The organism is Enterobacter sp. JS8-1, from assembly GCF_049187015.1.
In the GTDB taxonomy this organism is placed as follows: Bacteria; Pseudomonadota; Gammaproteobacteria; order Enterobacterales; family Enterobacteriaceae; genus Enterobacter; species Enterobacter mori.
The window spans coordinates 4,015,423-4,041,914 of the sequence record NZ_CP185805.1 but is presented as its reverse complement, the minus strand read 5'-3'; the positions used below and the strand labels follow the sequence as shown (position 1 = coordinate 4,041,914).

20 protein-coding genes and 1 tRNA gene are annotated in these 26,492 nt (G+C 56.5%); 10 read left to right on the top strand and 11 right to left on the bottom strand.

Going from position 1 to position 26,492, the window contains the following annotated elements; all coding sequences use genetic code 11:
• Nucleotides 1-39 precede the first annotated feature (39 nt).
• Both ACOQH0_RS19220 and yghU read right to left on the bottom strand, forming a co-directional pair.
• The gene (locus ACOQH0_RS19220) at nt 40-372 is read right to left on the bottom strand and encodes a YMGG-like glycine zipper-containing protein (protein WP_042717804.1); all 333 of its coding nucleotides are present in this window, start codon (nt 370-372) and stop codon (nt 40-42) included.
• Between the two features lie 160 nt (nt 373-532).
• Nucleotides 533-1,399, bottom strand: coding sequence for a glutathione-dependent disulfide-bond oxidoreductase (gene yghU / locus ACOQH0_RS19215; protein ID WP_010435563.1), 867 nt, complete (start codon nt 1,397-1,399; stop codon nt 533-535).
• 245 nt (nt 1,400-1,644) lie between these two features.
• On the opposite strand from yghU, the gene ACOQH0_RS19210 reads away from it, so the two are divergent.
• From ACOQH0_RS19210 to ACOQH0_RS19190, 5 genes are read left to right on the top strand one after another with little or no spacing between them, the layout of a single operon-like run.
• On the top strand, nt 1,645-3,234 hold the full coding sequence (locus ACOQH0_RS19210) for an ABC transporter substrate-binding protein (protein ID WP_421511009.1): 1,590 nt from the start codon (nt 1,645-1,647) through the stop codon (nt 3,232-3,234).
• Between the two features lie 45 nt (nt 3,235-3,279).
• On the top strand, nt 3,280-4,233 hold the full coding sequence (locus ACOQH0_RS19205; RefSeq protein WP_010435561.1) for an ABC transporter permease: 954 nt from the start codon (nt 3,280-3,282) through the stop codon (nt 4,231-4,233).
• Nucleotides 4,234-4,237: 4 nt separating this feature from the next.
• Nucleotides 4,238-5,083 carry an ABC transporter permease gene (locus tag ACOQH0_RS19200; RefSeq protein WP_421511008.1) on the top strand — a complete coding sequence of 282 codons (846 nt, stop codon included), beginning with the start codon at nt 4,238-4,240 and terminating at the stop codon, nt 5,081-5,083.
• A complete protein-coding gene (locus ACOQH0_RS19195; protein ID WP_421511007.1) occupies nt 5,076-6,053 on the top strand; it encodes an ABC transporter ATP-binding protein in 978 nt (325 codons plus the stop codon). Before ACOQH0_RS19200 ends, ACOQH0_RS19195 begins: the two co-directional genes overlap by 8 nt.
• Entirely contained in the window at nt 6,050-7,027 is a 978-nt protein-coding gene (locus ACOQH0_RS19190; RefSeq protein WP_421511006.1) for an ABC transporter ATP-binding protein, read from the top strand. The genes ACOQH0_RS19195 and ACOQH0_RS19190 overlap by 4 nt, the downstream gene beginning before the upstream one ends.
• A 107-nt stretch (nt 7,028-7,134) precedes the next feature.
• On the opposite strand, the gene ACOQH0_RS19185 is transcribed toward ACOQH0_RS19190, so the two are convergent.
• Nucleotides 7,135-7,683, bottom strand: a complete 549-nt coding sequence (locus ACOQH0_RS19185; protein WP_010435551.1) for a DsbA family protein — start codon at nt 7,681-7,683, stop codon at nt 7,135-7,137.
• A gap of 153 nt (nt 7,684-7,836) precedes the next feature.
• On the opposite strand from ACOQH0_RS19185, the gene gss reads away from it, so the two are divergent.
• The gene (gss, locus tag ACOQH0_RS19180; RefSeq protein ID WP_421511005.1) at nt 7,837-9,699 is read left to right on the top strand and encodes a bifunctional glutathionylspermidine amidase/synthase; all 1,863 of its coding nucleotides are present in this window, start codon (nt 7,837-7,839) and stop codon (nt 9,697-9,699) included.
• Between the two features lie 52 nt (nt 9,700-9,751).
• On the opposite strand, the gene pgaD is transcribed toward gss, so the two are convergent.
• Genes pgaD through pgaA form a run of 4 tightly spaced genes read right to left on the bottom strand, consistent with a single transcriptional unit; the run spans nt 9,752 to nt 15,891 of the window.
• Complete coding sequence (gene pgaD / locus ACOQH0_RS19175; protein ID WP_421511004.1) at nt 9,752-10,186, bottom strand: poly-beta-1,6-N-acetyl-D-glucosamine biosynthesis protein PgaD; 435 nt, start codon at nt 10,184-10,186, stop codon at nt 9,752-9,754.
• Nucleotides 10,183-11,514 carry a poly-beta-1,6-N-acetyl-D-glucosamine synthase gene (pgaC, locus tag ACOQH0_RS19170; protein WP_410975355.1) on the bottom strand — a complete coding sequence of 444 codons (1,332 nt, stop codon included), beginning with the start codon at nt 11,512-11,514 and terminating at the stop codon, nt 10,183-10,185. Before pgaC ends, pgaD begins: the two co-directional genes overlap by 4 nt.
• Complete coding sequence (gene pgaB, locus ACOQH0_RS19165) at nt 11,507-13,444, bottom strand: poly-beta-1,6-N-acetyl-D-glucosamine N-deacetylase PgaB (protein WP_421511003.1); 1,938 nt, start codon at nt 13,442-13,444, stop codon at nt 11,507-11,509. Before pgaB ends, pgaC begins: the two co-directional genes overlap by 8 nt.
• Nucleotides 13,445-13,452: 8 nt before the next feature.
• Nucleotides 13,453-15,891, bottom strand: a complete 2,439-nt coding sequence (gene pgaA, locus ACOQH0_RS19160) for a poly-beta-1,6 N-acetyl-D-glucosamine export porin PgaA (protein WP_421511002.1) — start codon at nt 15,889-15,891, stop codon at nt 13,453-13,455.
• Between the two features lie 672 nt (nt 15,892-16,563).
• On the opposite strand from pgaA, the gene ACOQH0_RS19155 reads away from it, so the two are divergent.
• The gene (locus ACOQH0_RS19155) at nt 16,564-17,091 is read left to right on the top strand and encodes a helix-turn-helix domain-containing protein (RefSeq protein ID WP_010435537.1); all 528 of its coding nucleotides are present in this window, start codon (nt 16,564-16,566) and stop codon (nt 17,089-17,091) included.
• A 61-nt stretch (nt 17,092-17,152) separates the two neighbouring features.
• Here the strand turns inward: ACOQH0_RS19155 and ACOQH0_RS19150 are convergent, their stop codons facing one another.
• Together ACOQH0_RS19150 and ACOQH0_RS19145 are read right to left on the bottom strand one after the other, a co-directional pair.
• Nucleotides 17,153-20,155, bottom strand: coding sequence for an autotransporter outer membrane beta-barrel domain-containing protein (locus ACOQH0_RS19150; protein ID WP_421511001.1), 3,003 nt, complete (start codon nt 20,153-20,155; stop codon nt 17,153-17,155).
• A gap of 114 nt (nt 20,156-20,269) precedes the next feature.
• Nucleotides 20,270-20,584: a lipoprotein gene (locus ACOQH0_RS19145; protein WP_010435531.1), complete on the bottom strand. Its 315-nt coding sequence runs from the start codon at nt 20,582-20,584 to the stop codon at nt 20,270-20,272.
• A 175-nt stretch (nt 20,585-20,759) separates the two neighbouring features.
• Here ACOQH0_RS19145 and ACOQH0_RS19140 point away from each other — a divergent pair, with 175 nt between their 5' ends.
• Together ACOQH0_RS19140 and ACOQH0_RS19135 are read left to right on the top strand one after the other, a co-directional pair.
• Nucleotides 20,760-21,392, top strand: coding sequence for a LuxR C-terminal-related transcriptional regulator (locus tag ACOQH0_RS19140; RefSeq protein ID WP_421511000.1), 633 nt, complete (start codon nt 20,760-20,762; stop codon nt 21,390-21,392).
• Complete coding sequence (locus ACOQH0_RS19135) at nt 21,389-23,176, top strand: ATP-binding protein (protein WP_421510999.1); 1,788 nt, start codon at nt 21,389-21,391, stop codon at nt 23,174-23,176. Before ACOQH0_RS19140 ends, ACOQH0_RS19135 begins: the two co-directional genes overlap by 4 nt.
• A gap of 78 nt (nt 23,177-23,254) precedes the next feature.
• Here ACOQH0_RS19135 and ACOQH0_RS19130 read toward each other — a convergent pair.
• Nucleotides 23,255-23,330 (bottom strand) — tRNA-Phe (locus tag ACOQH0_RS19130).
• Nucleotides 23,331-23,425: 95 nt separating this feature from the next.
• A complete protein-coding gene (locus ACOQH0_RS19125) occupies nt 23,426-24,139 on the bottom strand; it encodes a DUF554 domain-containing protein (protein ID WP_421510998.1) in 714 nt (237 codons plus the stop codon).
• Between the two features lie 181 nt (nt 24,140-24,320).
• Between ACOQH0_RS19125 and ACOQH0_RS19120 the strand changes: the two genes are divergently transcribed.
• Complete coding sequence (locus ACOQH0_RS19120) at nt 24,321-26,456, top strand: ornithine decarboxylase (protein ID WP_421510997.1); 2,136 nt, start codon at nt 24,321-24,323, stop codon at nt 26,454-26,456.
• The last annotated feature ends 36 nt before the right edge of the window (nt 26,457-26,492 follow it).

Below are 26,492 nucleotides of genomic sequence, written 5' to 3'. Positions count from 1 at the left end.
AGAACGCCGGGCATGCACCGTAGCGCCCGGCGTAAATTATCAGTGCGTGGCTTCACCAATCAGCGCGCCAGCGCCTGCGCCAACGGCTGCACCTTTCAGTACGCTATTGCCCGTCACTGCTGCTGTACCCGCCCCAACGACTGCGCCCACGGCACCGCCCTTACGCGCATCTTTGCCTTTTTCACCGTTTTTAAACATGGCACCCGTACCCGCACCAACGACCGCGCCGCCTACTGTGGATTTCAGGTCTTTGCCCGTAGCTGCGCCAATTGCGGCGCCGGCAACGGCCCCAGCGGCAGTTTTGTCCATCGCCATACCCGAGGTAGAAATAATGAGGGTGCTGATAACCAGCGCTGTTTTGATGAATTTCATAACAGATCCTTTGTAATAGCCGTTGGTTGATACTTCGCTTCTCACAGCCAGGCGTGAGAAAAGAGGGCGAATAGTGCCAGTAATACCGGCTCAACCTTTAAGCTAATCATGCCCTCGGAAAGGATCGTTGTTACCGGGCGGTGGCCCGCCCGGCAGAGCGTCAGGCCTGACGCTTATCTTCCGTATTCGTCTCGAAGTCGCTCGCCGCGTGGCGTTCGTGGAGCTGCTCGTTCAGCTCGCCGCTGGTGCGGTTAACGATGCGTCCGCGCTTAACGGCATGGCGATTCGCCACGTCTTTCGCCCAACGCTGCACGTGAGTGTACTTCTCTGCATCCAGGAATTCGGCGGCGTTATAAACGCTACCCAGCGCCACGCAGCCGAACCATGGCCAGATGGCGATATCCGCGATGGTGTACTCCTCGCCCGCGACGTAACGACCGCGCGCCAGCTGTTTATCCAGCACGTCGAACAGGCGCTTGGCTTCCATGGTGAAGCGGTCAATCGCGTACTCAATCTTCACCGGTGCGTAGTTGTAGAAGTGACCAAAGCCGCCGCCGAGGAACGGCGCCGCGCCCTGGAGCCAGAACAGCCAGTTCAGCGTCTCGGTGCGTCCCGCCGGATCTTTCGGCAGGAAGTGACCGAATTTCTCTGCCAGGTAAAGCAGGATATTGCCGGATTCAAAGACGCGCGTTGGCGGGTTTGTAGAGTGGTCACGCAGCGCCGGGATTTTCGAGTTCGGGTTCACGTCGACAAACCCGCTGGAGAACTGATCGCCTTCGCCGATGCGGATCAACCACGCGTCGTACTCCGCGCCCGTCACGCCCAGCGCCAGCAGCTCTTCGAGCATGATCGTCACTTTCTGGCCGTTCGGTGTTCCCAGAGAGTAGAGCTGCAGCGGGTGAGAGCCTACGGGCAAATCCTTCTCATGCGTCGCGCCGGAGATCGGGCGGTTAATATTGGCGAACGCGCCGCCGCCGTTCTTATTCCATTCCCATACTTTTGGTGGCTGATACGTGTTGTCTGACATGTTGGCCTGCCTTTTTAGTGATGTGTTGAGGCAGTGTAGCAGGAGATTTGTGAACCGTTTAACGTTGTGAGCGCAATCAATTAACCGCTATTCCTTCTGCTGCTTATATATATCAAATCCGGCATAAGCTTAATCGAAAATCGCATTTTCATAATTAATGCGTAAACCGCTAAAGCTGAATATGATGCTTCAACATAAATAAAAGATGCAGTAATAAACACTTTATAAGGCAAGGAGTTAGTGAGATGCGCAAGCTTCTGTTATCGGCAGTGGTCGTTTCGCTCGCGTTAGGCCTGGCGGGCTGTGATGATGCGAAAAATAAAGAGACAAGCACGCCCTCAGCGGCAAAAAGCGACGCGCCAAAAGAGGGCGGTTCGCTCATTATCGGTATTACCTCCGGCGACCCGTTAGCCGTTAATCCGCTCTACGCCAGTGACCGCACAACGTTAACGATCATGCAGGCGCTTTATGCCCCGCTGTACAGCTTTAATAACGGCAACATTGAGTGGGGCCTGGCGGAAAGCCTGACGCCTTCTGCCGACAACCTGAGCTACACCCTGACGTTAAAACCCAATCTGAAATGGCAGGACGGACAGCCGCTGACGGCGGACGACGTGGTCTTTACGTTCAACAAGCTGCTGGATGCTAAACAGCACAGCTTCTTCCGCAGTATGTTTACCTACGGCGGCAAGCCTGTTGAAGTGAGCAAGGTTGATGAGCGCACCGTTAAGTTCACCTTACCGCAGGTCAGCGCGGCCTTTACCGGCACCCTGGTACAGATCTACCCGATCCCGCAGCACGTGTTCGCCGGTGAAGGCGATCTGGAAAAGAGCACCAAAAACGATGCGCCGGTCGGTTCCGGGCCGTTCAAATTTAAAGAGTATCGCGCCGGTCAGTATTACGCCCTGACCCGTTTTGACGATTACTGGAACGGCAAAGCGAAGCTTGATTCGGTCACCTACCGTTTCGCCAAAGACAGCAACGCCGCCAACCTGGCGCTGCAAAACGGTGAAATCAACCTCAAGATGGTTGACCCGCAGGACGTGAACCGCCTGAAAAATACCGGTAAGTTCGACTTCGTGGTCTATCCGGAAGGTCGTCTGGCCTATATGACGTTCAACCAGAACGTGCCGGTGATGAAGAGCAAAGAACTGCGTCAGGCCATTGCGTACGCCATCAACAAGGACGAGCTGGCCCAGACCGCGTTTACCTCGCTGGACTACGCCAAACCGGCAACCTCGTTCCTGACGCCAGATACGCTTTACAAGACGGATGACGTCGAGCAGTACAAATTTGACCTGCAAAAGGCCAAAGATCTGCTTAAAGCGTCCGGCGCGCCGGAAAATCTCAAGCTGCGCCTGGCGTATGTGAACACCAACAAAACCCAGGAGAGCATGGCGCTCTACATTCAGCAGGCGCTGAAGGGCATTGGGGTGAACGTGGAGCTGATGCCGCTGGACTCCAACGCCATGTCTCAGCGCAGTCTTGATATGAATAACACCGCGTGGGAGCTGAACCTGGGCGGCTACATCATGGGCTCAGAGCCGGACGGCTATAAATCGCTGTTCATGAGCAACGAGGCCTATAACTACGCGCACTACAAAAATCCGCAGTTCGATGCCCTGTGGGATAAAGGCGCCGTGGAAACCGACGCCGCGAAACGTGCCGATATCTATAAGCAAATTCAGCAGACCGTGGCGAACGAGATGACCTACTACCCGATCGCCTATACCAATGCGACCGTCGCGGTGGACAAGCGTTTCGGCGGCACCCAGGAAGCAGAGCCGAAACCGGTCTACCTGTTCCAGGATCTGTCAAAAATCTATCAGAAATAAGCGATTGCCCCGGCCGTCAGGTCGGGGCTTTGGTAAGGGCACGTCGTGAACACACTCCTCACGCGTCGGCTGCTGCAATTGCTGCCGATGCTTTTCTTCATTTCGCTGGTGGCGTTTTTGCTGGTCAAGCTCGCGCCCGGCGATCCGGTGGCGGCGTACATCACGCCGCGTATGGCCCCGGAAGATATCGAACGTATTCGCCAGAGCCTGGGGCTGGATAAGCCGCTGGTCACGCAGTACGTTCTGTGGCTGAAAAACGTCCTGCAGGGCGATCTCGGCTATTCGCTGATTTACCACCGCCCGGTGCTGGAGATGATCGGTGAACGCATTCCGGCCACGCTGGGGCTGATGGGGGCGTCGCTGCTGATGGCGATCGTGCTGGCGATCCCGCTGGGGCTGCTGGCGGGGGCATTTAAGCACCGCTGGCTGGATCACCTGCTGAACCTGTTTGCCTATATCGGCATCTCGGTACCGATTTTCTGGTTCGGCATTTTGCTCATCACCGTTTTTGCCGTGCAGCTTAACTGGTTTCCCAGCATGGGGATGCGCACCATCGGCATGGAGGACAACGGGCTGGATCTGCTGCGCCACGGCGTGCTGCCGTGTATTGCCCTCACGTTCTATAACCTCTCCAGCTACGTGCGCTACATCCGCTCCAACACCATCTCGCAGCTCTCCGCCGATTACGTGCAGACCCAGCTTGCCTACGGTGCCACGCGTTCCAGTATTCTGTTCCGCCACGTGCTGAAAAACGTGCTGCTGCCGGTGATTACCCTGTTCGGCCTGTCGTTCGGTGAGCTGATTGTGGGAGCTTATGTGACCGAGAGCGTCTTCTCCTGGCCGGGGATGGGGCTGCTCGGGATCCAGTCGATCGCTTCGCTGGACTACCCGCTGATTATGGCGATCATCATGCTCTCGTCGATGATGCTGATCGTCGGTAACCTGATCGCCGACGTGCTTTATCGCTTCGCCGATCCCCGCATTCGTACGCTGAGGTAACCGGATGAGCAGACGCTGGCAGCAGGTTCGTCACCAGCTGCGCCGCAACCGTCCGGCGCAGTTCTCCCTGTTTGTGCTTTTTATTTTCGTTGTCGCCGCGCTCTGTGCGGGCTTGAGTCCGTACGATCCGGATCGGATGGCGCTCGGCGCGCGCACGTTGCCGCCGGATTCCGCGCACTGGTTCGGCACCGACGAATACGGGCGCGACTACTTTACCCGCGCGCTGTATGGCGGCCAGATCTCCCTGATGGTCGGTTTTCTTGCCATGCTCTTTTCCACGCTTATCGGCACGGTGGTAGGAACGGTGAGCGGCTATTTTGGCGGCTGGCTGGATAACCTGATGATGCGCGCCGTGGATATCCTGATGGCCATTCCGGCCTTCTTCCTGCTGCTGGTGGTGAATGCTTACCTCAAGCCGGGCGTGGATAACATCATTCTGATTATCAGCCTGCTGACGTGGATGAACATGTCGCGTCTGGTGCGTGCTGAAACCCTATCGGTGAAAGAGCGCGAGTACGTGCTTTATGCCCGCGCGTCGGGAGCGCATCCGCTGCGTATTATCGTGCGCCACATCATTCCCGGCGTGCTGCCGACCATTATCGTGGCGGCCACGCTGAATATCGCCTCGGCCATTCTGATGGAGTCAACGCTCAGCTTCTTAGGGCTGGGCGTGCAGGCGCCTGCGGCATCATGGGGAAGCATGCTTAACAACGCCCAGTCTTATATTGGCGAAGCGTCGTGGCTGGCGATGTTCCCCGGCATTTTGATCCTGCTGACGGTGTTCAGTTTTAACGTGCTGGGCGATGTGTTCCGTACCGCCTTTGAGCCAGGAGCGAATCGCGATGAGTAACTTATTGGCGCTTGAAAACCTGCAAACCACGTTCCTCACCCGCGAGGGCGAGGTTCACGCGGTGCGCGGCGTGAGCTTTCAGGTTCAGCCGGGGGAACTCGTCGGTGTCGTCGGCGAGTCGGGCTGCGGGAAAAGCGTCACCTGTAAGTCGATTATCCAGCTTCTGGGGAGCAACGGACGGATAACTGGCGGCAGCATCCGCTTCCAGAATGAGGAGCTGGCGCAGAAAACCCCCGCGCAGATGCGCGCCATTCGCGGCAACGAGATCGCGATGATTTTTCAGGATCCGATGACCGCCCTGAACCCGGTGCTCACTATCGGCAAGCAGATGTCTGAGATCCTGGTGCGAAATAAAAAACTATCGAAAAAAGCGGCCAAAGCGGCAGCAATCGCCATGCTGGATCAGGTGGGTATTGCCGAAGCGGAACGCCGTTACAATCAGTATCCGCACGAGTTCAGCGGCGGAATGCGCCAGCGCGTGATGATCGCTATTGCGCTCTCCTGCAACCCGAAGCTTCTTATTGCCGACGAACCGACCACCGCGCTGGACGTGACCATTCAGGCGCAGATCCTGCGCCTGCTGAAAAGTCTGCAACAGCAGACCCGGACCGCGATTTTACTGATCACCCACGATCTCGGCGTGGTGGCGCAGGTCTGCAGCCGCGTGGTGGTGATGTACGGCGGGCTGGTGATGGAGGAGGGGAGCGTGGAGGACATTTTTTATCGCCCCGCGCATCCCTACACCCAGGGGCTGCTGGCCTCGCTGCCGCGCCCGGATGAGGTGAATCAACGTTTATCGCCCATTGAAGGTTCGCCGCCTGGCCTGCTTAACCCGCCGCCGGGCTGTCCATTCGCGGAACGCTGCCCGAAGCGCATGCCCCAGTGTGAACGGCAACCCGCATTTTACACCGCCGGAGAGGGCCATCGCGCCGCCTGCTGGCTATGGGCCGATAAGGAGATTCAGGCATGAGTGAACAACAGGCGCCATTAGTGAGCGTGCGCGATCTACGCAAGCACTATCCGCTCAACGGCGGTTGGCTGCGTAAAGGCGTGGCCGTGAAGGCGGTTGATGGCGTGAGCTTTGATATCCAGCCCGGCGAGACGTTTGGCCTGGTGGGGGAGTCCGGCTGCGGAAAATCCACCCTCGGGCGCGCCATACTGCGCCTTTTCGATATTACCTCTGGCGAGATCCACTTTGCCGGGCAGGCGATCGCCCACGCCCGCGAAAGAGAGCTCAAGCCGCTGCGCAAGCGGATGCAGGCGATTTTTCAGGATCCTTACTCCTCGCTTAACCCCGGTATGACGGTGCGACAGCTGGTGGCCGAACCGATGCAGATCCACGGCTACAGCCGCGAAGAACAGCGAGAACGTACGGAAACGCTGCTCTACAAAGTGGGGCTGAAGCACGAACACCTTGAACGGTTCCCGCATGAGTTCAGCGGCGGGCAGCGTCAGCGCATCAGTATTGCCCGCGCGCTGTCCGTGAATCCTGAATTTGTGCTGTGCGATGAGCCGCTCTCGGCGCTGGACGTCTCGGTGCAGGCGCAGGTGGTGAATATTTTGCAGGATCTGCAGCAGGAGCTGGGGCTAACCTATCTGTTTATCGCCCACGATCTCTCCATGGTGCGCCATATCTCCAGCCGCATTGGGGTGATGTATCTCGGTAAACTGGTGGAGGTAGCCCCCGCGAATGAGCTGTATCAGCGCCCGGCGCACCCTTACACCCGCGCGCTACTGGCGGCGGTTCCCCAGCCCGATCCGCGCATCCGCAATCTCGAAGACGTCACCCTGCGCGGCGATATTCCAGGCCCCACGTCCGCGCTGCCGGGCTGTAAGTTCTGCAGCCGCTGCCCGCACGCCATGCCGGTTTGCCAGACTCAGGAGCCTGCGATGCAGGAGATTGCGCCAGGGCATTTCGCGGCATGCTGGTTGTTTAAGATTTGAGCCTTAAACGTGTCGGGTGGCGCTTCGCTTACCCAACCTACAGGGGGGTTGTGTTTCGTAGGCCGGGTAAGGCGAAGCCTCCACCCGGCATGAACGGCTCCACAACGCTATCCCAACACCCGCTTCGCCCAAACCTCTACGTCATCGCCGCTGCCTAAATCCGCCTGCACAAGGCCGTTAACCATAAACGTCGGCGAAACGTGAATGCCGTTCTGGCGGGCGTATTTGCAGTGCCATTTAATCTCATTTTGCAGTTCCGGCCGGGCAAACGCGCCTGCAACCTGCACCCCACTGTAGCCCTCGATCCGAGCGATAATGTCGTCAGGCGTGGCCTGCATATTCGGGCCGCTGCAGTGGTCGGTAAATTCAAATTCTTCGCGATGGTCGGCCACCGCTTGCATCACTTTACGCGCGGCGGCTTTGCCGTCCGGCAGCGTGGATGCTGCCAGAATGCAGCGCACAATCACCCCGGAAAACAGGTGCCACGGCTGGGACTGTAAACGGATTTTGACCGTGACCTTGTCTTCCCCAACCTGTTCCAGAAACGCATTCAGCTTATTGAATGCCTTCACCGAGAAGGGGCAGGTTGGTTCCAGGAACACTTCAAAGGTTCGCGGGCCGTGGCCCCATTCCAGCGCTTGCGCCTGTTCGCTCATGTTGACTCCAGATGTTGTGAATTTTAGTCATTGTTGCGACGAATAATTTGCCACGCAGGTGTATGATAAATCCACCTCTGTCAGGTTAATTACAACGTGCAGACGACGACAACCCCTCAAAAAATTGCCGCCTGCCTGTTTTAGGTTGGATACATGCGTAAAGGAAAGTTAAGCAGTGATGCGCCATTCGGGACATTGTTAGGCTATGCGCCCGGTGGCGTGGCGATTTACTCTTCAAATTACGGCAGTCTGGACCCGCGAAAATACCCGGAAGACGCAGATTTTCGCAGCTATATCGGTAACGAATACATGGGCCACAAGTGGCAGTGCGTTGAGTTTGCCCGCCGTTTCCTGTTCCTCAACTATGGCTTTGTGTTTACCGACGTCGGCATGGCGTGGGAAATCTTCTCCCTGCGCTTTTTGCGCCAGGTGGTGAACGATAACATTCTGCCCCTTCAGGCTTTTGCCAACGGTTCGAAACGCGCGCCGCGCGCCGGGGCGCTGCTGATCTGGCAAAAGGGCGGAGAGTTTCACGAGACCGGCCACGTGGCGGTGATCACCCAGCTTCTCGACGATAAGGTGCGTATTGCGGAGCAGAACGTCATTCACGCTCCGCTGCCGCTCGGGCAGCAGTGGACGCGCGAGCTGCGTCTGAGCGTTGAGAACGGCTGTTACACCCTTCATGACACGTTCAGCGACACGGAAATTCTCGGCTGGATGATCCAGACCGACGACACAGAGCACAGCATTCCGCAGCCGGAAATCGACGGTGAACTGCTGAAAATCAGCGGCGCGCGGCTGAAAAACCAGCGTCAGTTCGACGGGAAATGGCTCAACGAGAATGACGCGCTCCAGCAGGCGTATGTCCGCGCGAACGGTCACTTTATCAATAAAGATCCCTGCCAGTACTTCACCATCACCGAAAGCGCCGAGCAGGAGCTGATCAAAGCCACCAACGAACTGCACCTGATGTACCTGCACGCCACGGATAAGGTGCTGAAAGACGATAATCTGCTGGCGCTTTTCGACATCCCGAAAATCCTCTGGCCGCGTCTGCGCCTCTCCTGGCAATGGCGTCGTCACCATATGATTACCGGTCGTATGGATTTCTGCATGGATGAGCGCGGGATTAAGGTTTACGAGTACAACGCCGACTCCGCGTCCTGTCACACGGAAGGCGGGCTGATCCTCGAAGAGTGGGTCAAAAACGGCTATCGCGGCAACGGGCACAACCCGGCGGAAGGCCTGCTGGAAGAGCTGACCGGGGCGTGGAAACACAGCCACGCGCGTCCGTTTGTGCACATCATGCAGGACAACGATGTCGAAGAGGACTATCACGCGCTCTTTATCCAGCGTTCTCTGCTGCAGGCCGGGTTTGAAACCAAAATTCTGCACGGGCTGGAGGCGCTCAGCTGGGATGCCGCCGGACAGCTGATTGACGATGAAGGCCGCCACGTCAACTGCGTGTGGAAAACCTGGGCGTGGGAAACGGCAATTGAGCAGATCCGCGAGGTCAGCGAAACCGAATACGCCGCGGTGCCGATCCGCACCGGACATCCCGAGGGCGAGGTTCGCCTGATTGACGTCCTGCTGCGCCCGGAAGTGCTGGTGTTTGAACCGCTGTGGACGGTTATTCCCGGCAACAAGGCGATTCTCCCGGTACTGTGGCAGCTGTTCCCGAACCACCGTTACTTGCTCGATACCGATTTTGAGGTGAACGAGCTGCTGAAACAGACCGGCTATGCCGTTAAGCCGATTGCCGGCCGCTGCGGCAGCAATATCGACCTGATCAGCGCCCAGGACGAACTGCTGGATAAATCCAGCGGCAAGTTTGTTGACCGCAAAAATATTTACCAGCAGCTGTGGTGCCTGCCAAAGGTCGACGGCAAGCATATTCAGGTTTGCACCTTTACCGTGGGCGGGAACTACGGCGGGACCTGCCTGCGCGGAGATGACTCGCTGGTGGTGAAAAAAGAGAGCGATATTGAACCGCTGATTGTGGTGAAGGATAAGTAACGCACACCTGCTCTAACAAAGCCCCCGCAGGGCATCCTGCGGGGGCTTTTTGTTACGGTTCTTCCTCTTCCTGCTGCCCGCTTACCTTCAGATCGATGATGCGGCCAATCTGATCGTGGTACACCGTCAGCAGGTTGTACTGGCTCATCTCGGAGATGATCTGCGGTGAGACGTTAAAGCTGCGGGCCAGCTCCTCCTGGTGGAAATAGCCCGGCTGGCGCCGCCTTACGTGGGCGCGGCGGCGGTTGTACTGGTACCACAAAATCAGCAGCCAGCCGTTGAGCGCGGCGAACAGCAAATAGATCAGGACCGTATTAAAGGACGCAATAATCGCGCCCCAGCGGTAGTCGCTCTCCTCGGTTAACTGCATCCAGAGCCTGGCATACAGGAAAAACAGAAATCCTCCCCACGCCACCAGCGTTAATGCGGCATCGAAAAGACGTGGCAAGAGCCGATGCTCGGTCAAAATTAAGGTATTTTCATTCATTGCAGGCTTCCTTTTCCCCGGTCCGGACTGATCCAGCGCGCGCGGGCACGCTGGCGTTTAAGCATGACTTTTGGAAATGCGACGAGGGTGGTGAACAGGCCAATCATCCAGTACACCATCGGGAACCAGATCACCCAGAAAAGCGAGCTGGCCACTCTTCGTTCATAGCGCCGCTCGATGTACAGGCTGACCAGGAACTGCAACAGGCACATCACCCCCAGCAGCAGCCCGGTAAACTCCGGTGGAAAAAGGCTCTCCACGGTCAGGTTGGGTGGAATGGGCGCGACATGGCTGATGATGAACAGCAGCACTGTCATCGCGTACGCGAAGGCCCAGAGCGTTGACAGCGCATACTCCATAAACAGGGGCCACATGCGGTGATGCTCCCAGCGCACAATCTTGCGAAGGTTGACCAGAAACACCTCCGCGCCGCCCTGGGCCCAGCGCAGACGCTGCTTCCACAGGCCCTTCAGCGTCTCCGGCATCAAAATCCAGCACAGCGCTCGCGGCTCAAAAAAGATATCCCAGTGGCGCAGTTGGAGCTTCCAGCTGATGTCGATGTCTTCGGTGATCATGTCCGGGCTCCAGTACCCGACGTCCGCCAGCGCCTGTCGGCGAAAGGCGGCGATGACGCCGGAGACGGTAAAGACCCGGCCATAGATCCGCTGCGTCCGCTTAATGAGCCCAATGATGGAGGAGAACTCCCCCACCTGAATGCGGCCAATCAGCGTGGAGCGCGTGCGAATGCGCGGGTTCCCGGTCACCGCGCCGACGTGGGGGTACTGAATCAGCGGGGCCACCAGATAAGCGGCGGTATCGCGATCGAGAAGGGCGTCGCCGTCAATGCAGACCAGCAGATCGCCCCGGGCCGCTGCCGCCCCGGCTTTGAGCGCCAGCGCTTTCCCCTGGTTCTCCGCGAGGTTAATCACCCGCAGGCGCGGCTGTTCCTGCGCCAGCGCCTGCAGCACCTCAGCGGTGTTGTCAGACGAGCCGTCATTGATGGCGATAACTTCGATATTTTCATACCGCTGCTCCAGCGCGGCGCTGATGGTCTCCCGCGCATTTCGTCCCTCGTTGAAGCAGGGGATAAGAATGGAGATGAGCGGCTCACCGGCGAGCGTCGGGGCAGGCGTGTCTTTATCCCACGACCAGTGGCGTTCAAGCTGATACCAGAAATAGAGGCCGCCGGTTATCCAGAGCACCGACATGAACAGCGGCCAGAAGAACACAAAATCCAGAATCAGTTCGCCGGTAAAGAGGGCGGCCACGCCCAACGGCAACCCGAATACCAGACATAAAATAGAGAATGCGATAATGCGATCAGTCATTGTCAGGGTACCAGTACGAAGAAAATTCAGGCCTGATGCGCGAGATATCAGGTTGGTTGTTGAGGAAGTCGTCGGGGTAGTAACCGTAATTTTTGACGCCGTTCAGCTGGAGCACGCGCATCCACTGCGCAAGCTGGCTATCGGCAACGGCGCGCTGCGGTTTCTGGTCCCAGTCCCTGGCCTGCAGCTCGAAAATCGTTTTATCGAGCGCGCCGGGGCGCGCGGCGACCGCGTTAACCAGACGCGTCAGCCAGGCATCGCTCTCGTCTGCCGGGACGGACTCCATCAGCGGCATGGCCATTGGTACCGTCCAGTCATACTCCGCCAGAAAATCATCAAGATTCTGCGCGAACCACGCTTCGCTTTCGGGCTGCAGAATGGGTAAGGCGAACATGTTGCGGGCGGTTTTTATCTGCGGGCCACGGATGTTTTTCACCGCCTGGCTCAGAGTGCGGGTAACGCTGATAAGCCGCTGGCTCTTCTGGCGAGTCGTGTCCTGTCCGGCATCGTCCACGTCCGTCAGCGCCGCATCGTCATGGAACAAAATCCCGTTGAAGCTGGCATAGCGGGCCAGATCTTCATAGATGTCCGTCACCTGCTGGCGCACCTGCGGATCCCACGGGGAGAGCCGGATATAGGGCTCGGTGGCTTCGTGCAGCTGGCCGGTTTGACGATCCCGGCGCTGCACGCGCGGCAGGGAAGGATCGAGATCGAACGAGAGCACCGGCATCCACGCGAAGACTTTTACCCCCGCGCGGGTTTGTAGCTGCCAGGCGACAAAATTAAAGAGATCGGCCCGAACCGGCAAACGACGGTTCGGGAAATAGAGCGCCGTGATCCTGCCGTCGCCCTGCGGATCGGCAAACGCCTGTAGAAAAACGTGGCTGATTTTCATGTCGTAGACCCGCTGGATCAGCCTGTTGATGTTTTGGGTCTGCTGAGCCGGATCGGGATCGTAAACGTAGTCGAGATCGACGTGCATGACGCGCACGGGATCGTGCTCCTGAACCTGGCTGACCGTACTGGCAAACGCCTTGAGCGAGGGATTTCCGGCGATCAGCAGGCGGGGGATGTTGCCCAGATCCTGCACATTTCCCAGCCCGTCCTCAAGGGTAAAGGCCAGCTGATAACCCTGCTGCCTGGCGATAGCGAGCGAGGTACCGCTGGCGGCGCCGTAAGGCCAGACCCAGGCGCGCGGCGCTTTGCCCGTCACCTGCGTGATTTTTTCAGTCACTTTGCGAACGTCATCGCCGATCCGCTGGTTGAACTGCTGGTCGGTTTCATAGCGTCCCGTTGCTTTATCATAAAAGCGATTGGCGATCGCCGGTTCGCGGCTGCCCTGCGGGTTAGCCTGAATGCCGTAATGCGAGGCCCAGGTATGCGATCCGATCTCAATCAGCGGTGACTGGCTGAGCTCGCGCACCATGTCCCACGTTGCGAAGCGATCGCGGGGCGTCATAAGGCCGCCAAAATTCACCTTCTGATTCGCTGGCGTATCGACCCAGCTGCCCACCGGCGCCCACAGCGCAGGGACGTTCCACGCCTGAAGCAGCGGCCAGACGCGGGTGTAGAAGCTGCTGTAACCGTCGTCAAAGCTGAGCAGAACGGCCTTTGGCGGCAGCGTTTTTTTCCCGTCATGCGCATCGAGAATGTCCTGCACGCTGATGGCGTGATAGCCGTTGTGCAGAAGCCAGCTTATCTGCTCGTTTAACGCGCTGGTGCGAACGGAGAGGTAGCGCTGGTCAGCGGCATCATCTTCTACGTCGTGATAGGCCAGGACCAGAAACTGGTTCTTCGGCCAGGGTTTACTTGCCTCCAGCTGCGGCCGCGCTTTGGGCGCAATGAACGAGATCGCCTGCGCGCAGACGCTCGCGCTGAGGCAGAGCCAGCCGAGGAGTATCAGGCTCACGGAAAAACGTGTGTTCAGCATATTCATCCTTAAAAGCGTAAAGTCGCGTCAAACGTGACGGAGAGGTTGCTCTCGCGTTTGCCGTCGTAAGGGCGCTTATCCCAGTTCAGCATCACGCCGGTATCGATAACGTTGTTCCACTGAACGCGTTGTCCGTAACCCAGCAGGGCGATGGCGCCAGCGGACTGATTTTTCTGCCAGTAGCTGCCGCCTCCCGCCACGACCTGCTGGCTCCAGAGGGTGTCGTAATGGCGATACATCTCATGGTCAACGGCCAGGGCAGCCGTCACGGACAGATCCCGCGCCGGGTTGTAATAGAGCGTGTCCCGCTGGCTGTTTTTACTGGCGGCGATCCCCGGTTCGAGATCCAGCGTCAGGGACGGGGTCTGCCAGAGACGCTCCTTACCCGTGAGGGTGTATTCCTGGCGACGGTTATGATCGGAGAAGCGGCTGAGGGCGGCGCTGAACTGGTACTCACGCCGCTCGTTTTGGTACCAGCGCACCCCGCCTTCACCCCGGTTGGCGCTAATTCCGTTGCGTAACGCCCGAAGGGGCGTAGTGCGCGACAGGCGCTCAAGGCTGCCGCTGACCTGCCAGCGATCGGTCGCAAAGTACGTCGTTGAGAGGCGAGCGCCCGGCTTGTTTTCACCGTGATAGCGGTTGCTGGAGAGTTCGGCCTCGAGCTGCAAGTCGCGTGGCCGCCATTCGACGCCGCCCAAAAGGTGACGGCTGGCACCTTTGCCCTCATCGAAATGACTCTGCGCGTAGCGGGCACCTGCAAACAGCCGCCAGCTATCCGCTACGGGTGGGCCATAGAGCGTGGCGTCCCAGTTCAGGTCGTGTGTCCCGCTGACGGGGTTATCTGAGTGCAAGCCCTTGCCCGCGTTGAGGCGCAGTTCGGACATGTGGTGGACCGTTCGGAGCCTGTCGAGACGCCTGGCGCTGCGGTCGGCGGGTGCGCGAGCCAGAACGTCGTCGGCGAGTAAATCCATCTGTCGCCACGCCTGCAGGTCCATCGCGACGTAGGCCTGCTGCTGCTCTAGCTCTGTATTGGACGGCTCCAGCGCCTCCGCCGTTTTCAGCTTTTGCTCGGCCGCGCGTGGCAGACCCCGCGCCCGAAGCAGGGTGGCGTAGTCAATCTGTAGCCCCTGATTGCCCGGCGCCGTTGTCGCCAGACGGTGCGCCAGCGTTTCGGCTTCCGGCAGGGCATTCGTCGCCAGCAAATAGTTAAAACGGAGCGACTGCCCGGTAAGCCACCGATCGTTCGGCTGAGGGGTAGGGGAACCAAAATCGTAACGGGTCCAGGGGACGTCGCGGGTCTGGCGCTCAACGTACTGGCGGGCGGCCTCGTACTCTCCCGTATCCAGCCAGGCGTAAAAAAGCGCGTGCTCCTCATCCTGCGGGTCGGAAGCATATTGCGGATAGCGTTGCAGAAGCGCGAAGGCGGCGGCCGCGTTTTTCTCCTGCAGATACGCGGAGATGACCCAGCCAATTGCCCAGCCCGGCACCGGATGCTGGGCTGCCGTAAGATCCTGATATTCGCTTATCACCTTTGGGTAATCAGCATGGGCGTACAGCGCGCCAAGCCTGTCGATACGCGCAAGGACGACGTCTTCCGCCGCCTGCGGCTCGTTTTGCCAGCGAGCAAGCAGGGTGTCGTAACGATTCAGCGCGGATTGGGCAAGCTGCAGGCGCTCCTTTTCTGTTCTGCCTGGCACATCGGCAAGGCGAACCCGTTCGGCGGCGGCATTACGCTCAAGACGTCGACGCTCCGCGGGAGACAGCGTCACGCTTTGTGAAAGCTGGAGCGCGGGGGTATTCACCCGGTTATCCGTAAGCGCGTCGATCAGCTCGCTGAGGAGCGCTTTATTTTCAGGTGCGATATTCAGCGCGCGCGTGTCTGCCAGAAGCCGATCCCAGCTTTTCCCCTGGCGTAACCAGACATAGGAGAGCGTCTGAAGATGCGCCTGAGAGGGATTTTCCGCCACCAGCCGTTGGGCTTCCTGCAGGGCAAGCGTATCTATGCGGGCATCGGCCAGGGTTTTTATATAGCCGATACGATAATCGTCGTTATCCGGCGCAAGGCTACGCGCCTCTTTCCAGAGCGCCAGGGCTGGCTGCCACGCTTTTTGATTTCGCCTGGATTGCGCGACGGCAGCAACGCCGCGGGCAGGCAGCGGCATATAAATGCCATAACGCTGCCAGACCTGAATAACCTCGTCATCATGACCCGCCCAGGCTGCCACCTGTAACCAGTCCGCAACGTGTTCAGGTGTCAGGGCATGCTGCTGCTGATAACGCTGAAGATAATCGAGAAACGGCGTGTAATTACCGTTACGTGCCTGTTGAATCTGTTGCTCATAAACGGATTCAGTCGCCTGAGCCAGAACAGGAAAGAGGAATAACAGGAACAATAATGTTGGGGTGCGATAAAAGAATAACGTATTGAAGCGAAGCGATCTTTCCATATCTATTTGCCATTTGTTTATCGTGAATCCATTGCATAACACGGCCGCCTTTAAACTCAGCGTTAAAGGCCATAAATGAGAACATTAAATCTAAATGCAGTGATGTTGTGGGATACTTACCTAAAGGTAATTATGGATCCTTATCTCAGGGGATTGGGTGAAAGCTAATGTACACCTGATATGTTGCCTGATAAATATGTTGAAAAGCGGGTTTATCGTTTTGAGATAATTCTGTATCGAGCGGTTTTTAACGTTTTTATTGAATTGACTGTTTATTTGTAACTCATTGAAAGTTATTTATTTTATTTTTATTGTGACAGCCTGTTATATATTTTTTATGCGGTTTTGCTGTGTCAATTAAAGTACTTTCTGGTACATATTTGGGAAGTTTCATGACAAAAATTCTTAATGTTTAGAGAAGTGACTTTTCTGCGATTGTTTTTTATTTATAATTAATGGCAGCCATTGAATGATAGTCTACAGGAAGTCTTTCTCATCAATGTCTGTATTGAGGGATATCCAAAGCCAGAATACATTTATCGTTAAAATAACAGCGCTATAAAACGAAGGCGGCCTTCTTTCTGAAGGATCGTTCTTGCTTTAATCTAAAAGGGATGGTTAGTGGCAACTTCAATAGTGTTAGTGACTCAGGATCGCTACCTTGTGAGGGGGATGCGGATTTTTTTTCCGGATATTATCCTGCTCGACAAGATTGACAGAAACATATTTGATAACGGTGCAGATGAATATTCTGTGTTGATTGATAGTCGTGCTCCGCTCCGTTTATATGATTACCTGATACGCCATCCGGCCAGAACGAAAAAAACAATCTGCTGCGTTATGCTTGATATGCGACACCGCGAGGAGAATCTGCTCAGTATGAAGTTATTTATGAACACGTCGCTCACCGCGCCAGATATGGCCTCGCTGTTTAATCTGATTCTTAATATGAAGGGCAGACGCCTGACCACGAGGTGGCTACTTAATTTGCGGCCGGGCACGCACGAAGCGATCATGTTGCGGTTGCTGAGGGCAGGGATGTCGATGGAAGCCATTGCCGAGGAGCTGAATACGTCGGTGAAAAGCCTCTATCGTAAACGAACGACGCTCTCGGAACGCCTGGGAGTGGAGAACTTCAACGAGGCGTGTTTGTTTATCTTTAAAAACAAACTGCTGGACGCAGGTGGGAACGATCCCTGAATTCCTGAGTGCCCAAAAGCAAGAACCCGCCACAAGGGCGGGTTCTTTTCATAGAAATGATTCAGAACGACCAGCGTAGATTCGCGTTAACCGAGTTGACGCGGGTATCCGCACCATATTGCCCCTGATAACCCACATCCAGCGTCGCCGCTCGCGACAGCTGTACGCTCACGCCGATATCACCCACCATCACGTCCTCATCCACGGCCTGACCCTGAGTAATGAACGTGTCGCTGCCCGCAAACGCCATGCGCGAAGAGGTGTTCTTATCGCCATAGGCGTGCTGCCAGCCCAACGAACCGTAGAGGTTAACGTTCTTCGGTAGCTCGGTCACACCGCGCACCCCGAGGGTGGAATAGAAGGTGTTCATCGTTTCGTTACGTACGCTCAGCGCGGCGGCACCGCCGTCTTCCCGGAAGCTGTCGGTATGCAGTCGGACGTACGATAAATTGACGAACGGCTCAATATTCATATCAGGCTGGCCGAAACGGTAGCCCGCTTCGGTGAACGCCAGCAGCGAGTTGGCGTCGTAATCCGACTTCAGACGATCCGAGAAGCCGCTGAAATCAACAGTGCGCTCGCCTTCGATCTTGTGCCAGGTATAACCCAGCGCGCCGCGCAGGGAGAACGCATCCTGTTGACCCGCTGCATACAGGCCAAGATGGTAGTTGTCGGTATCCGTTGAGGAACGACGGCTATCGACGTCGTAATCACCGCGGCTGTAGCCGAAGTAGCCACCGACACGCACGTTATGATCCGCCAGCTTGCGATCTGCCCCCAGCAGGAAGCCGGTGGTATTGCCGTCCAGCTTGCCCACGTTACCGTCGCCGTTGTTTCGGCTCCATGAACTGAAGGTCTGACCCCAGACGCCGTTATTTTGCGGCTCCGGCTGCTGCACCAGCGACATCGCTAACGGTGGTATCGGCAGGCTGTCGTTATCAAACGCGCGCTGCATACGCTGGTTTAACACGTTAAACACCTGCGTGCTGCCCGCGATCAGGTTGGACTGCATTGACGGATAAACTTCACCGGACAGCTGGTTGAACGCTTCGCGCGCTTCCGGCGCGCTCAGCACCAGCAGCGAGTTGTACAGCGCCAGCGACGGGCCGCTTTGCGTCAGCGTGGAGAGCGCACCGGCGGTATTCCACTGGTTACTGCTTTTGGCCACGGTCTGGAAAATCCCGGGCTTGCCGCTGCCAGGATTTTCTCCTCCTGGGTTTTCACCGCCTGGATTCTCACCGCCCGGGTTTTCGCCACCGGGGTTTTCTCCTCCAGGATTCTCACCTCCCGGATTCTCGCCGCCGGTCTCTTTCTGGGCGATGGTCAGATCGACGGCATTGGGGCCCTGCTTGAGCGCTACGTCCAGGAAGGCAGATTTGGAGATCGCTCCGGCGAACTGACCGTCAATTCCCCCGTTCGAGGTTAAAATGCGATAGCTTTGGCCCGTTTTGTAGCTGGTTTGCGGGTCCAGCGCGGTGACCTGTACTTTAGCCTGGTCGCTGATGGTCGTTTTGCCCGATACCAGCAGCTGGTCGCTGCGACCATCTCCGGCAATATCAACATCATAGAAGGATTCGCCGATAAAGTTCAGATAGCGTTTCAGCGTCAGCGTACCGATATTGCCGTCACCGGGCGAGATATGCCCGCCGGACAGGATCTCGGTCTGGCCCAGCGTGCCGTTCCCCCCCAGCGTGCCGCCGGCTTTGATTGACGCGGCGCTGCTGTAGCCCAGCCCGTTGCTGACGTCGGATCCCGCCGTCGCGTTGAGGATCAGCGTTCCGCCGTTCTCGGCGCTAAGAGTCTGAATATCAAAAATATCGTCTTCTGGCTGGGTGTTGATATTGCTGGCAATAATGACTTTGCCACCGCGCGCGGTCACGTTCGCCTGCAGGGCTGAAAGATCGCCGTTTAGCGTTGTCTGCCCGGAGGTATTGATCACCTCACCTTCACCGCTCATCGTGTTGCTGAAGACGTAATTTCCGTCGGTATGGTTGAAGTAGACATAGCTGCCGAACAGCCCGCCACGCAGGCTGATTGCCGTATTCGCATCGAGAGTACCCGCGCCGCCCGCTGTGCCAAGCGTTGGCTCAGTTAAACCCGTGCCGGTGTCCATATTGCCGCGGCTGCCGATGATGAGCGCACCCCGGTTCGAACCGGAACCCGACGTCCCCACGATCAGCGTATTGCTACCAGCGGAAAATGAACCGCCGTCAATCACAGACAGCACGCCATTGCCATAATCGCCCACGCTCACGCTGCTGCCGCTGGTAAAGCGCGAGTCTTTGCCCGCAATAACCAGCTCGGCGGTTTTACCCGCCCCGGAGACGCCCGCCACCTGCACGCCGCCAACGTTAACCGTTCCGCCGTTCAGCACGTCCAGATCGCCATAAAGCGTCAATGTACGGCCAACATTCCACTGTGAGCCGCTCCCCGTGACGGTGGCTTTCGGGCTCAGCGTGTCGGTTTCACCCGGCCCGGTACCGTTGCCGATGCGCGCATCGTAGGCGGTGCTGAGCGCCGCGCCGTCTTCAATCGCCAGCGTGGAGCGTGCCCCCAGATCGGTGCCTACGCTGAGAAAATTACTGGTCACGCGAGAACCCGCACCCGTGGCGATAAGGTGGCTGTCGTAGCCGCGGGTGGTGCCGACAACGATCTCCTTCGCGCTCGCCAGCGCGCCCTCTTCGACACGCAGGGTGCCGAGGCCAAGATTAAGGTCACCGCGCAGGACGTATTGATCGTTCACCGCGTTAAGCTCAGCGTTTGGCCCACGAACCGTGACCACGCTTTCATAAATTTGGCCGTCGAACAGTCGACCGATATTGATGTTATAGGCGGTGATTTTGCCATTATCGATCAGCAGGTTTCCGCGTTGATTACGTCCAACATAAACATCTCCGGTGTAACCCAGCGTTTCGGTAATACGCGCGTCGCCATCAAAAATTGCATCGGCTGCACGTGCGAAATCGGCAGGTGAAAGCAGTAACAGCGGCGCGGAAAATAGAGCGAGGTAAAGTCTGGAAAGCGGCGTCTTAACCGCTAAAGCATGCGATGTAGAGTTATTCACGGGCTATCTCCGTACTCATTAGCGTGATGTCTGGAAAATCGTTTTTATGAAAACTCAGATACGTCAGAAAATATAAAAGGCGTTATTTATGTACGCCTTTTGATTTGAAGTTAATTATTTATGAGTGACGACAGGGGTACAGGTTGGCGCGCTGAGTGTCGGTGCGGATCCTAAAATCCCCGGCATCATCATTGATGAGCAATCGAAAATACGCCCTTTTTCCGTCGTGGCGCGATAAGACAGCTTTTGTCCACCCAGTGCGTCCGGCTGGGCGCCATTAACATTGGTCACGGTTATTTCATCTGATGAGCCCAGCCCCAGCATTTTAGCGGTCTCCGCCTGCAGGAGTGGAATAGCCTGATCGGTTTTCAGCGTGGAACAACCGGTTAGCATCAACGTAACGGTTAAAAAGACGAGAGGTTTTTTCATAAATTATCCTTGATATCCAATCAGTTAATTTTACTGATTGTATTTATGTTTTCATTTACTCAAATCAGCGAATAATATATTTCCCTTTCCTAATCGAAAAAACCCTCCTAAAGTAGGGTGGGTAGATAATAATTCATCTGTACTCTCAGATATGCGAAGGTTAAAGGAGGACCCTTTGGGACAGAATTATGCGTTGGTCGTTGATGACCATCCATTGGTAGCTAGCGGTATCGCCAATTATCTGATTACACATTGCCAATTTAAGCAGGCGTATGTGGTGACGAATGAAGACGATTGCTACCGTCAAATTAGGGATAATGGCCCACCACGTTTGCTGGTAATCGATTTTTGGCTCTCGTCCGGAACGGCGTTGAAATTACTCAAAGAAGTGAAACACCTTTACCCACAGATACGACTCCTGGTGGTCAGCGGGGATGACAATAATGATCTCTGGCGGAAAGTTCATGCCGCCGGGGGGCACGGTTTTGTATTGAAAAGCGAACCGCCTGAAATGTTCTCACAGGCCGTTTTCGCACTCACTAATAATTTGACCTGGTTCCCTGATGGAAGCGAACTTTCCGTTCAGTCGAATAATGACAAGTTAAGTAAATTTAACTTAACGCCGCGGCAAATAGATGTATTAAATATGATTATGCGTGGCCTGCCAAATAAAAGAATCGCCGCGCAGCTTTCAATTTCTGAGCCCACGGTCAAAGAACACATCAGCAATATATTGAAAAAGATAGGTGTTAACAGCAGGGTAGAGGCCATCACGCTTCTGCATGGCAAGCAGGAACCGTCGGAATGAGGTTTTTCCAGAGCTTACAGAACGAGGGTATCTCTCCTCCGGCGCAGATCCGTTTGCTAAACAACACCTTTCTGCGGCTGGTGTTTAGCTTTAGCGCGGTGCCCTTTGTCGGGATCCCTTTCGCCATCTGGATTTATATGCTTGGGGATGACCTCGGCCCAACGATTACCTGGATAATCATTTATCTGCTATGTGCAGTGGCGATACGAATATTGCATCGACGCTATCAGCGCGAAGCGAAAGACAATATTGAAAAGGACGTGCTGCGTCGCTGGCTTCCGCGTATTAATAATATCGCCTTTGTCCACGGGCTGGGCATTTCATCACTCTATTTAATTACCCCGCAGACGCAGAACTTTGACTTTTTCCTGCTCCTTAATATCAGCATCGCCGCTATCGTCGCCGCCAATGCGACGCATCTGACGCCGGTCATCAGCACTTTTACGCGCTTTTTCTTCGCCTCCTGGGGGGTGCTGAACCTCGGCATTATCTGGCGGCTGGATGAGTTAATGTTCATCGTGCTCATGCTGAATCTGCTTTACGGCTTCGCGATTTACCGCCATGCATTAACTTCACACGCTTTCTTTATACAGCAAGCGCTTCTTGAGGAAAAAAGCTCGCGCCTGGCGGAACAGTTTCGTCAGGCCAAAGAGGACGCGGAGCAGGCTCTGCTGGATAAAAATCAGTTTCTGACAACCGCCAGCCACGATCTGCGCCAGCCCGTGCACGCCATGGGTTTTCTGATCGAAGCCATTCTCCACCGAAACCGGGACGATAGCCTGACGCCGCAACTCCTTGACCTGCAGCAGAGCGTTCGTTCGGTACATTTAATGCTCAACTCTCTGCTCGATCTCAGCAAAATTGAATCCGGGAATGTCCTTTCTGCCCCGACCAAAGTGGATATCGGCGCTCTGCTTGACTCGGTGATCACGCTGTTTCGCGAAGAGGCCAACAGCCGTGCCCTGCGGCTGTCTACCCGTCGACCCAAACGCCGCATCTACGTGACAGGCGATCCGCTGCTGGTGCGACAATCCCTGATTAACCTGATTCAAAACGCCCTTCGCTACACGCTACAGGGGGGCGTACTGGTCGCCATCCGACCACGCGGTGAGGAGTGTATGGTAGAGGTGTGGGATACGGGTGTCGGTATCGCCGATGACGAGAAAGGTAAAATCTTCTCACCTTACTATCGCCCTGAGCTGGCATGGAAGATTGACAGCGCCGGACACGGGCTGGGACTGGCCGTAGTGGCCCGTTGTGCCAAGCTGATGAAGGTGAAGTACGGGATGCAATCCATTGAAGGTAAAGGCTCACGCTTCTGGATGCGCTTCACTCAATATGCTGGCGAAGACATCACGCTGGACACCGCACCCGCCTGTGATAGCACCGCCACGCCGGTACGCTATGCACCGCTGCACGGTTCCTGCCTGGTCGTCGATGACGACCCGCTGGTGACGTCTGCCTGGGAGAGCCTGATGAGCGTATGGGGAATCAACGTGCGCTGCGCGGCCTCCGCTGAAGAAGCGTTCGCCATAATCGACGAGGGCTTTAAGCCGTTCGCCGTGCTGTGCGACCAGCGCCTGCGATCCGGTGAAAGCGGCTTCGACGTTCTTAAAGCGCTTTTTGAACGTCTGCCGGATATGAGCGGCGCGATAGTCAGCGGCGAATTTAATTCACCAGTTCTGCTGGAGGCAGAGCAGGAGGGGTACCTGGTGCTGCGTAAGCCTCTGGAGCCAGCTAAATTGTATGCGCTGCTGACGCAGTGGTCGGGATGTCGTGGATAAAAGGACGTGAAGAAGTCTTGTTTTTGGCGGGCTTAGAATGCAAAAACGGACCTCCGTGGAGGTCCGTTAATATGAATTTGGTGCCCGGACTCGGAATCGAACCAAGGACACGGGGATTTTCAATCCCCTGCTCTACCGACTGAGCTATCCGGGCAACGGGGCGCATTAAACCCGATCTGCCCCCTGCCGTCAACGAAAAATGTTGTTTTCGTTACAGACTGCGCAATCTCTCACCATTTCGCCGTACTCTTAAGCGAAAAAGTGCGTCCAGAGCGCGGAGAGCGGCATGGCGAGCAGCAACGCGGGCAGCATGTTCACCACGGCAAACATCTTGATCCCGCAGATACGCAACCCTGTCGCCAGCAGCAGCAGGCCGCCAACCGCGGTGAAGTCCGCCATCATCGCAGGCGTAGTCAGGGGCAGGATCAGCGTGGCGCAGGTGGCAAGCGCCAGCTGGATCAGCAGCATCGGCACGCAAATCGCGGCAACGGCAATGCCGAGCGTGGTGGCAAAAATAGTGGCCGTAAAGAAATCAAGAAACGCCTTCGCAATCAATATGCTTGGGTCACCCGTCATCCCTTCCTGCATGGAACCGAAAATCCCGGTGCCGCTGGCGCAAAACAGAATAATTATCGCGACATAGTTTTGAATAAACGACTCGTGGGTGCCGTGTTTCGCCTTGCCGGGGCGGGTAATCAGGTTTTTGGCTTTGCCTACCGCATTATTGATGCCTTTTTCCAGGTAGCAAAATTCACCAATGAGCGCGCCGAGCAGGGTCGCGAGCACCATGACGGGCAGGTTGGCGCATTTGATCACCAAAAGGATGCCGATGCCTAACGAGGCCAGGCCAAATATGGAGGGCATCGAGGTGCGAATACGTTCCGGCAACCGCTGGCTTAACACTGCGCCGAGTACGCTGCCTAACAATACGGCACCGGCGTTGATAAAGGGTCCAATTACCACCGTTAACTCCTGTTACTTAATCATTGGTATTGCATGATTATGACACGACAACGCTGCATGACGCTTAGCTTTGCAAGGCTAAGTGCATACTGATTCCTTCTTGCGCCTAAAAATAAAAGGTGACATTATTGCGCGAATTTTCTCCTCCCTGTCTCACCGCCCGGTGAGGGTAACTGCGCCTATGAAAACCATGAAAATTGCCGTCAGCCGCGAGCTGGTCTCTACTGTGTCTACTCACCGGGAAATGGTGACGCTGGATAACACTGATTTTACCGATGTGGCGGCAGTGGTCATTACGGTCGCTGAAAGCTGTAGCGGCATCCTAGCGCTGCTGAAACGTACGGGCTTTCAGCTTCCGGTATTTATGTTCTCGCAGGAGCCGACGAATGTTCCTGAAGGTGTCACTGCTGTAATAGCAGGAAAAGCGCAGGAGTTCCTGGAACTGGAGGCTGCCGCCTGCCGTTACGAAGAGGATCTGCTGCCGCCTTTCTTCGACACCCTGAGCCAGTATGTTGCGATGGGCAACAGCACTTTTGCTTGCCCCGGGCATCAGCACGGCGCGTTTTTCAAAAAGCATCCCGCCGGGCGGCAGTTTTATGACTTCTTCGGTGAGAACGTGTTTCGCGCCGATATGTGCAACGCCGACGTAAAGCTGGGTGATTTGCTGATCCACGAAGGGTCCGCCAAGCATGCGCAAAAGTTCGCGGCAAAAGTCTTTAATGCCGATAAAACCTACTTCGTGCTGAACGGCACGTCAGCAGCGAATAAGGTTGTCACCAACGCGCTGCTGACCCGCGGCGATCTGGTGCTGTTCGACCGTAACAACCATAAATCGAATCATCACGGTGCGCTGATTCAGGCAGGGGCCACGCCGGTCTACCTTGAAGCGGCACGTAACCCATTTGGTTTTATCGGCGGTATTGACGAGCACTGTTTCGACGATGCGTATCTGCGAAATCAGATCCGTGACGTTGCCCCGGACAAGGCCGATGCGCCTCGCCCGTTCCGTCTGGCCATCATTCAACTGGGCACCTACGACGGGACGATCTACAACGCCCGTCAGGTGATCGATAAGATCGGCCACCTTTGCGACTACATCCTCTTTGACTCTGCCTGGGTAGGTTACGAACAATTTATCCCGATGATGGCGGAAACGTCCCCGCTGTTGCTGGAACTGAACGAGAACGATCCGGGGATTTTCGTGACCCAGTCGGTGCATAAGCAGCAGGCCGGGTTCTCACAAACGTCGCAGATCCATAAAAAGGATAACCACATTCGCGGTCAGGCACGTTTCTGCCCGCACAAGCGGCTGAACAATGCCTTTATGCTGCACGCCTCAACCAGCCCGTTTTATCCGCTGTTCGCGGCGCTGGACGTGAACGCCAAGATCCACGAAGGTGAAAGCGGACGCAGGCTGTGGGCGGAGTGCGTCGAGCTGGGCATTGAAGCGCGCAAGGCGATTGTCGCCAACTGCCATATGATTAAACCCTTTATCCCACCGGTGGTGGCGGGGCGTCCGTGGCAGGATCATGCGACACACATCATCGCCAGCGAGCGTCGCTTCTTCAGCTTCGAGCCAGGCGCGAACTGGCACGGTTTTGAGGGCTACGCCCGTGACCAGTATTTTGTTGACCCGTGCAAGCTGCTGCTGACCACGCCGGGTATCGATGCGGAAACCGGTAACTACACCGCGTTTGGTATCCCGGCGACGATTCTGGCGCACTACCTGCGTGAGAACGGCATCGTGCCGGAGAAGTGCGATCTCAACTCAATCCTGTTCCTGCTGACCCCTGCCGAAAGCAGCGAGAAGCTGGCGCAGCTGGTGGCGATGCTGGGACAGTTTGAACAGCACATTGAAGACGATACGCCGCTGGCCGACGTTCTGCCGACCATCTACCAGAAATATCCCGTGCGCTACCGTGATTACACGATCCGCCAGCTGTGCCAGGAGATGCACGATCTCTACGTCAGCTTTAACGTGAAAGATCTGCAAAAGGCGATGTTCCGCCGGGAAAGCTTCCCCGACGTCGTGGTGAACCCTCAGGATGCCAACCAGGAGTACATTCGCGGGAACGTGGAGCTGGTGCGTATTCGTGATGCCGGAGGACGCATTGCCGCTGAGGGCGCGCTGCCGTATCCGCCAGGGGTGCTGTGCGTGGTGCCGGGTGAAGTCTGGGGCGGGGCGGTACAGCGCTATTTTCTGGCGCTGGAGGAGGGCATCAATATGCTGCCGGGCTTCTCGCCGGAGCTGCAGGGTGTGTACAGCGAGAAGGATGCCGACGGGATTAAGCGGCTGTATGGGTATGTATTGAGATAGTGCGGGCTGTTGCCCTCACCCTAACCCTCTCCCACA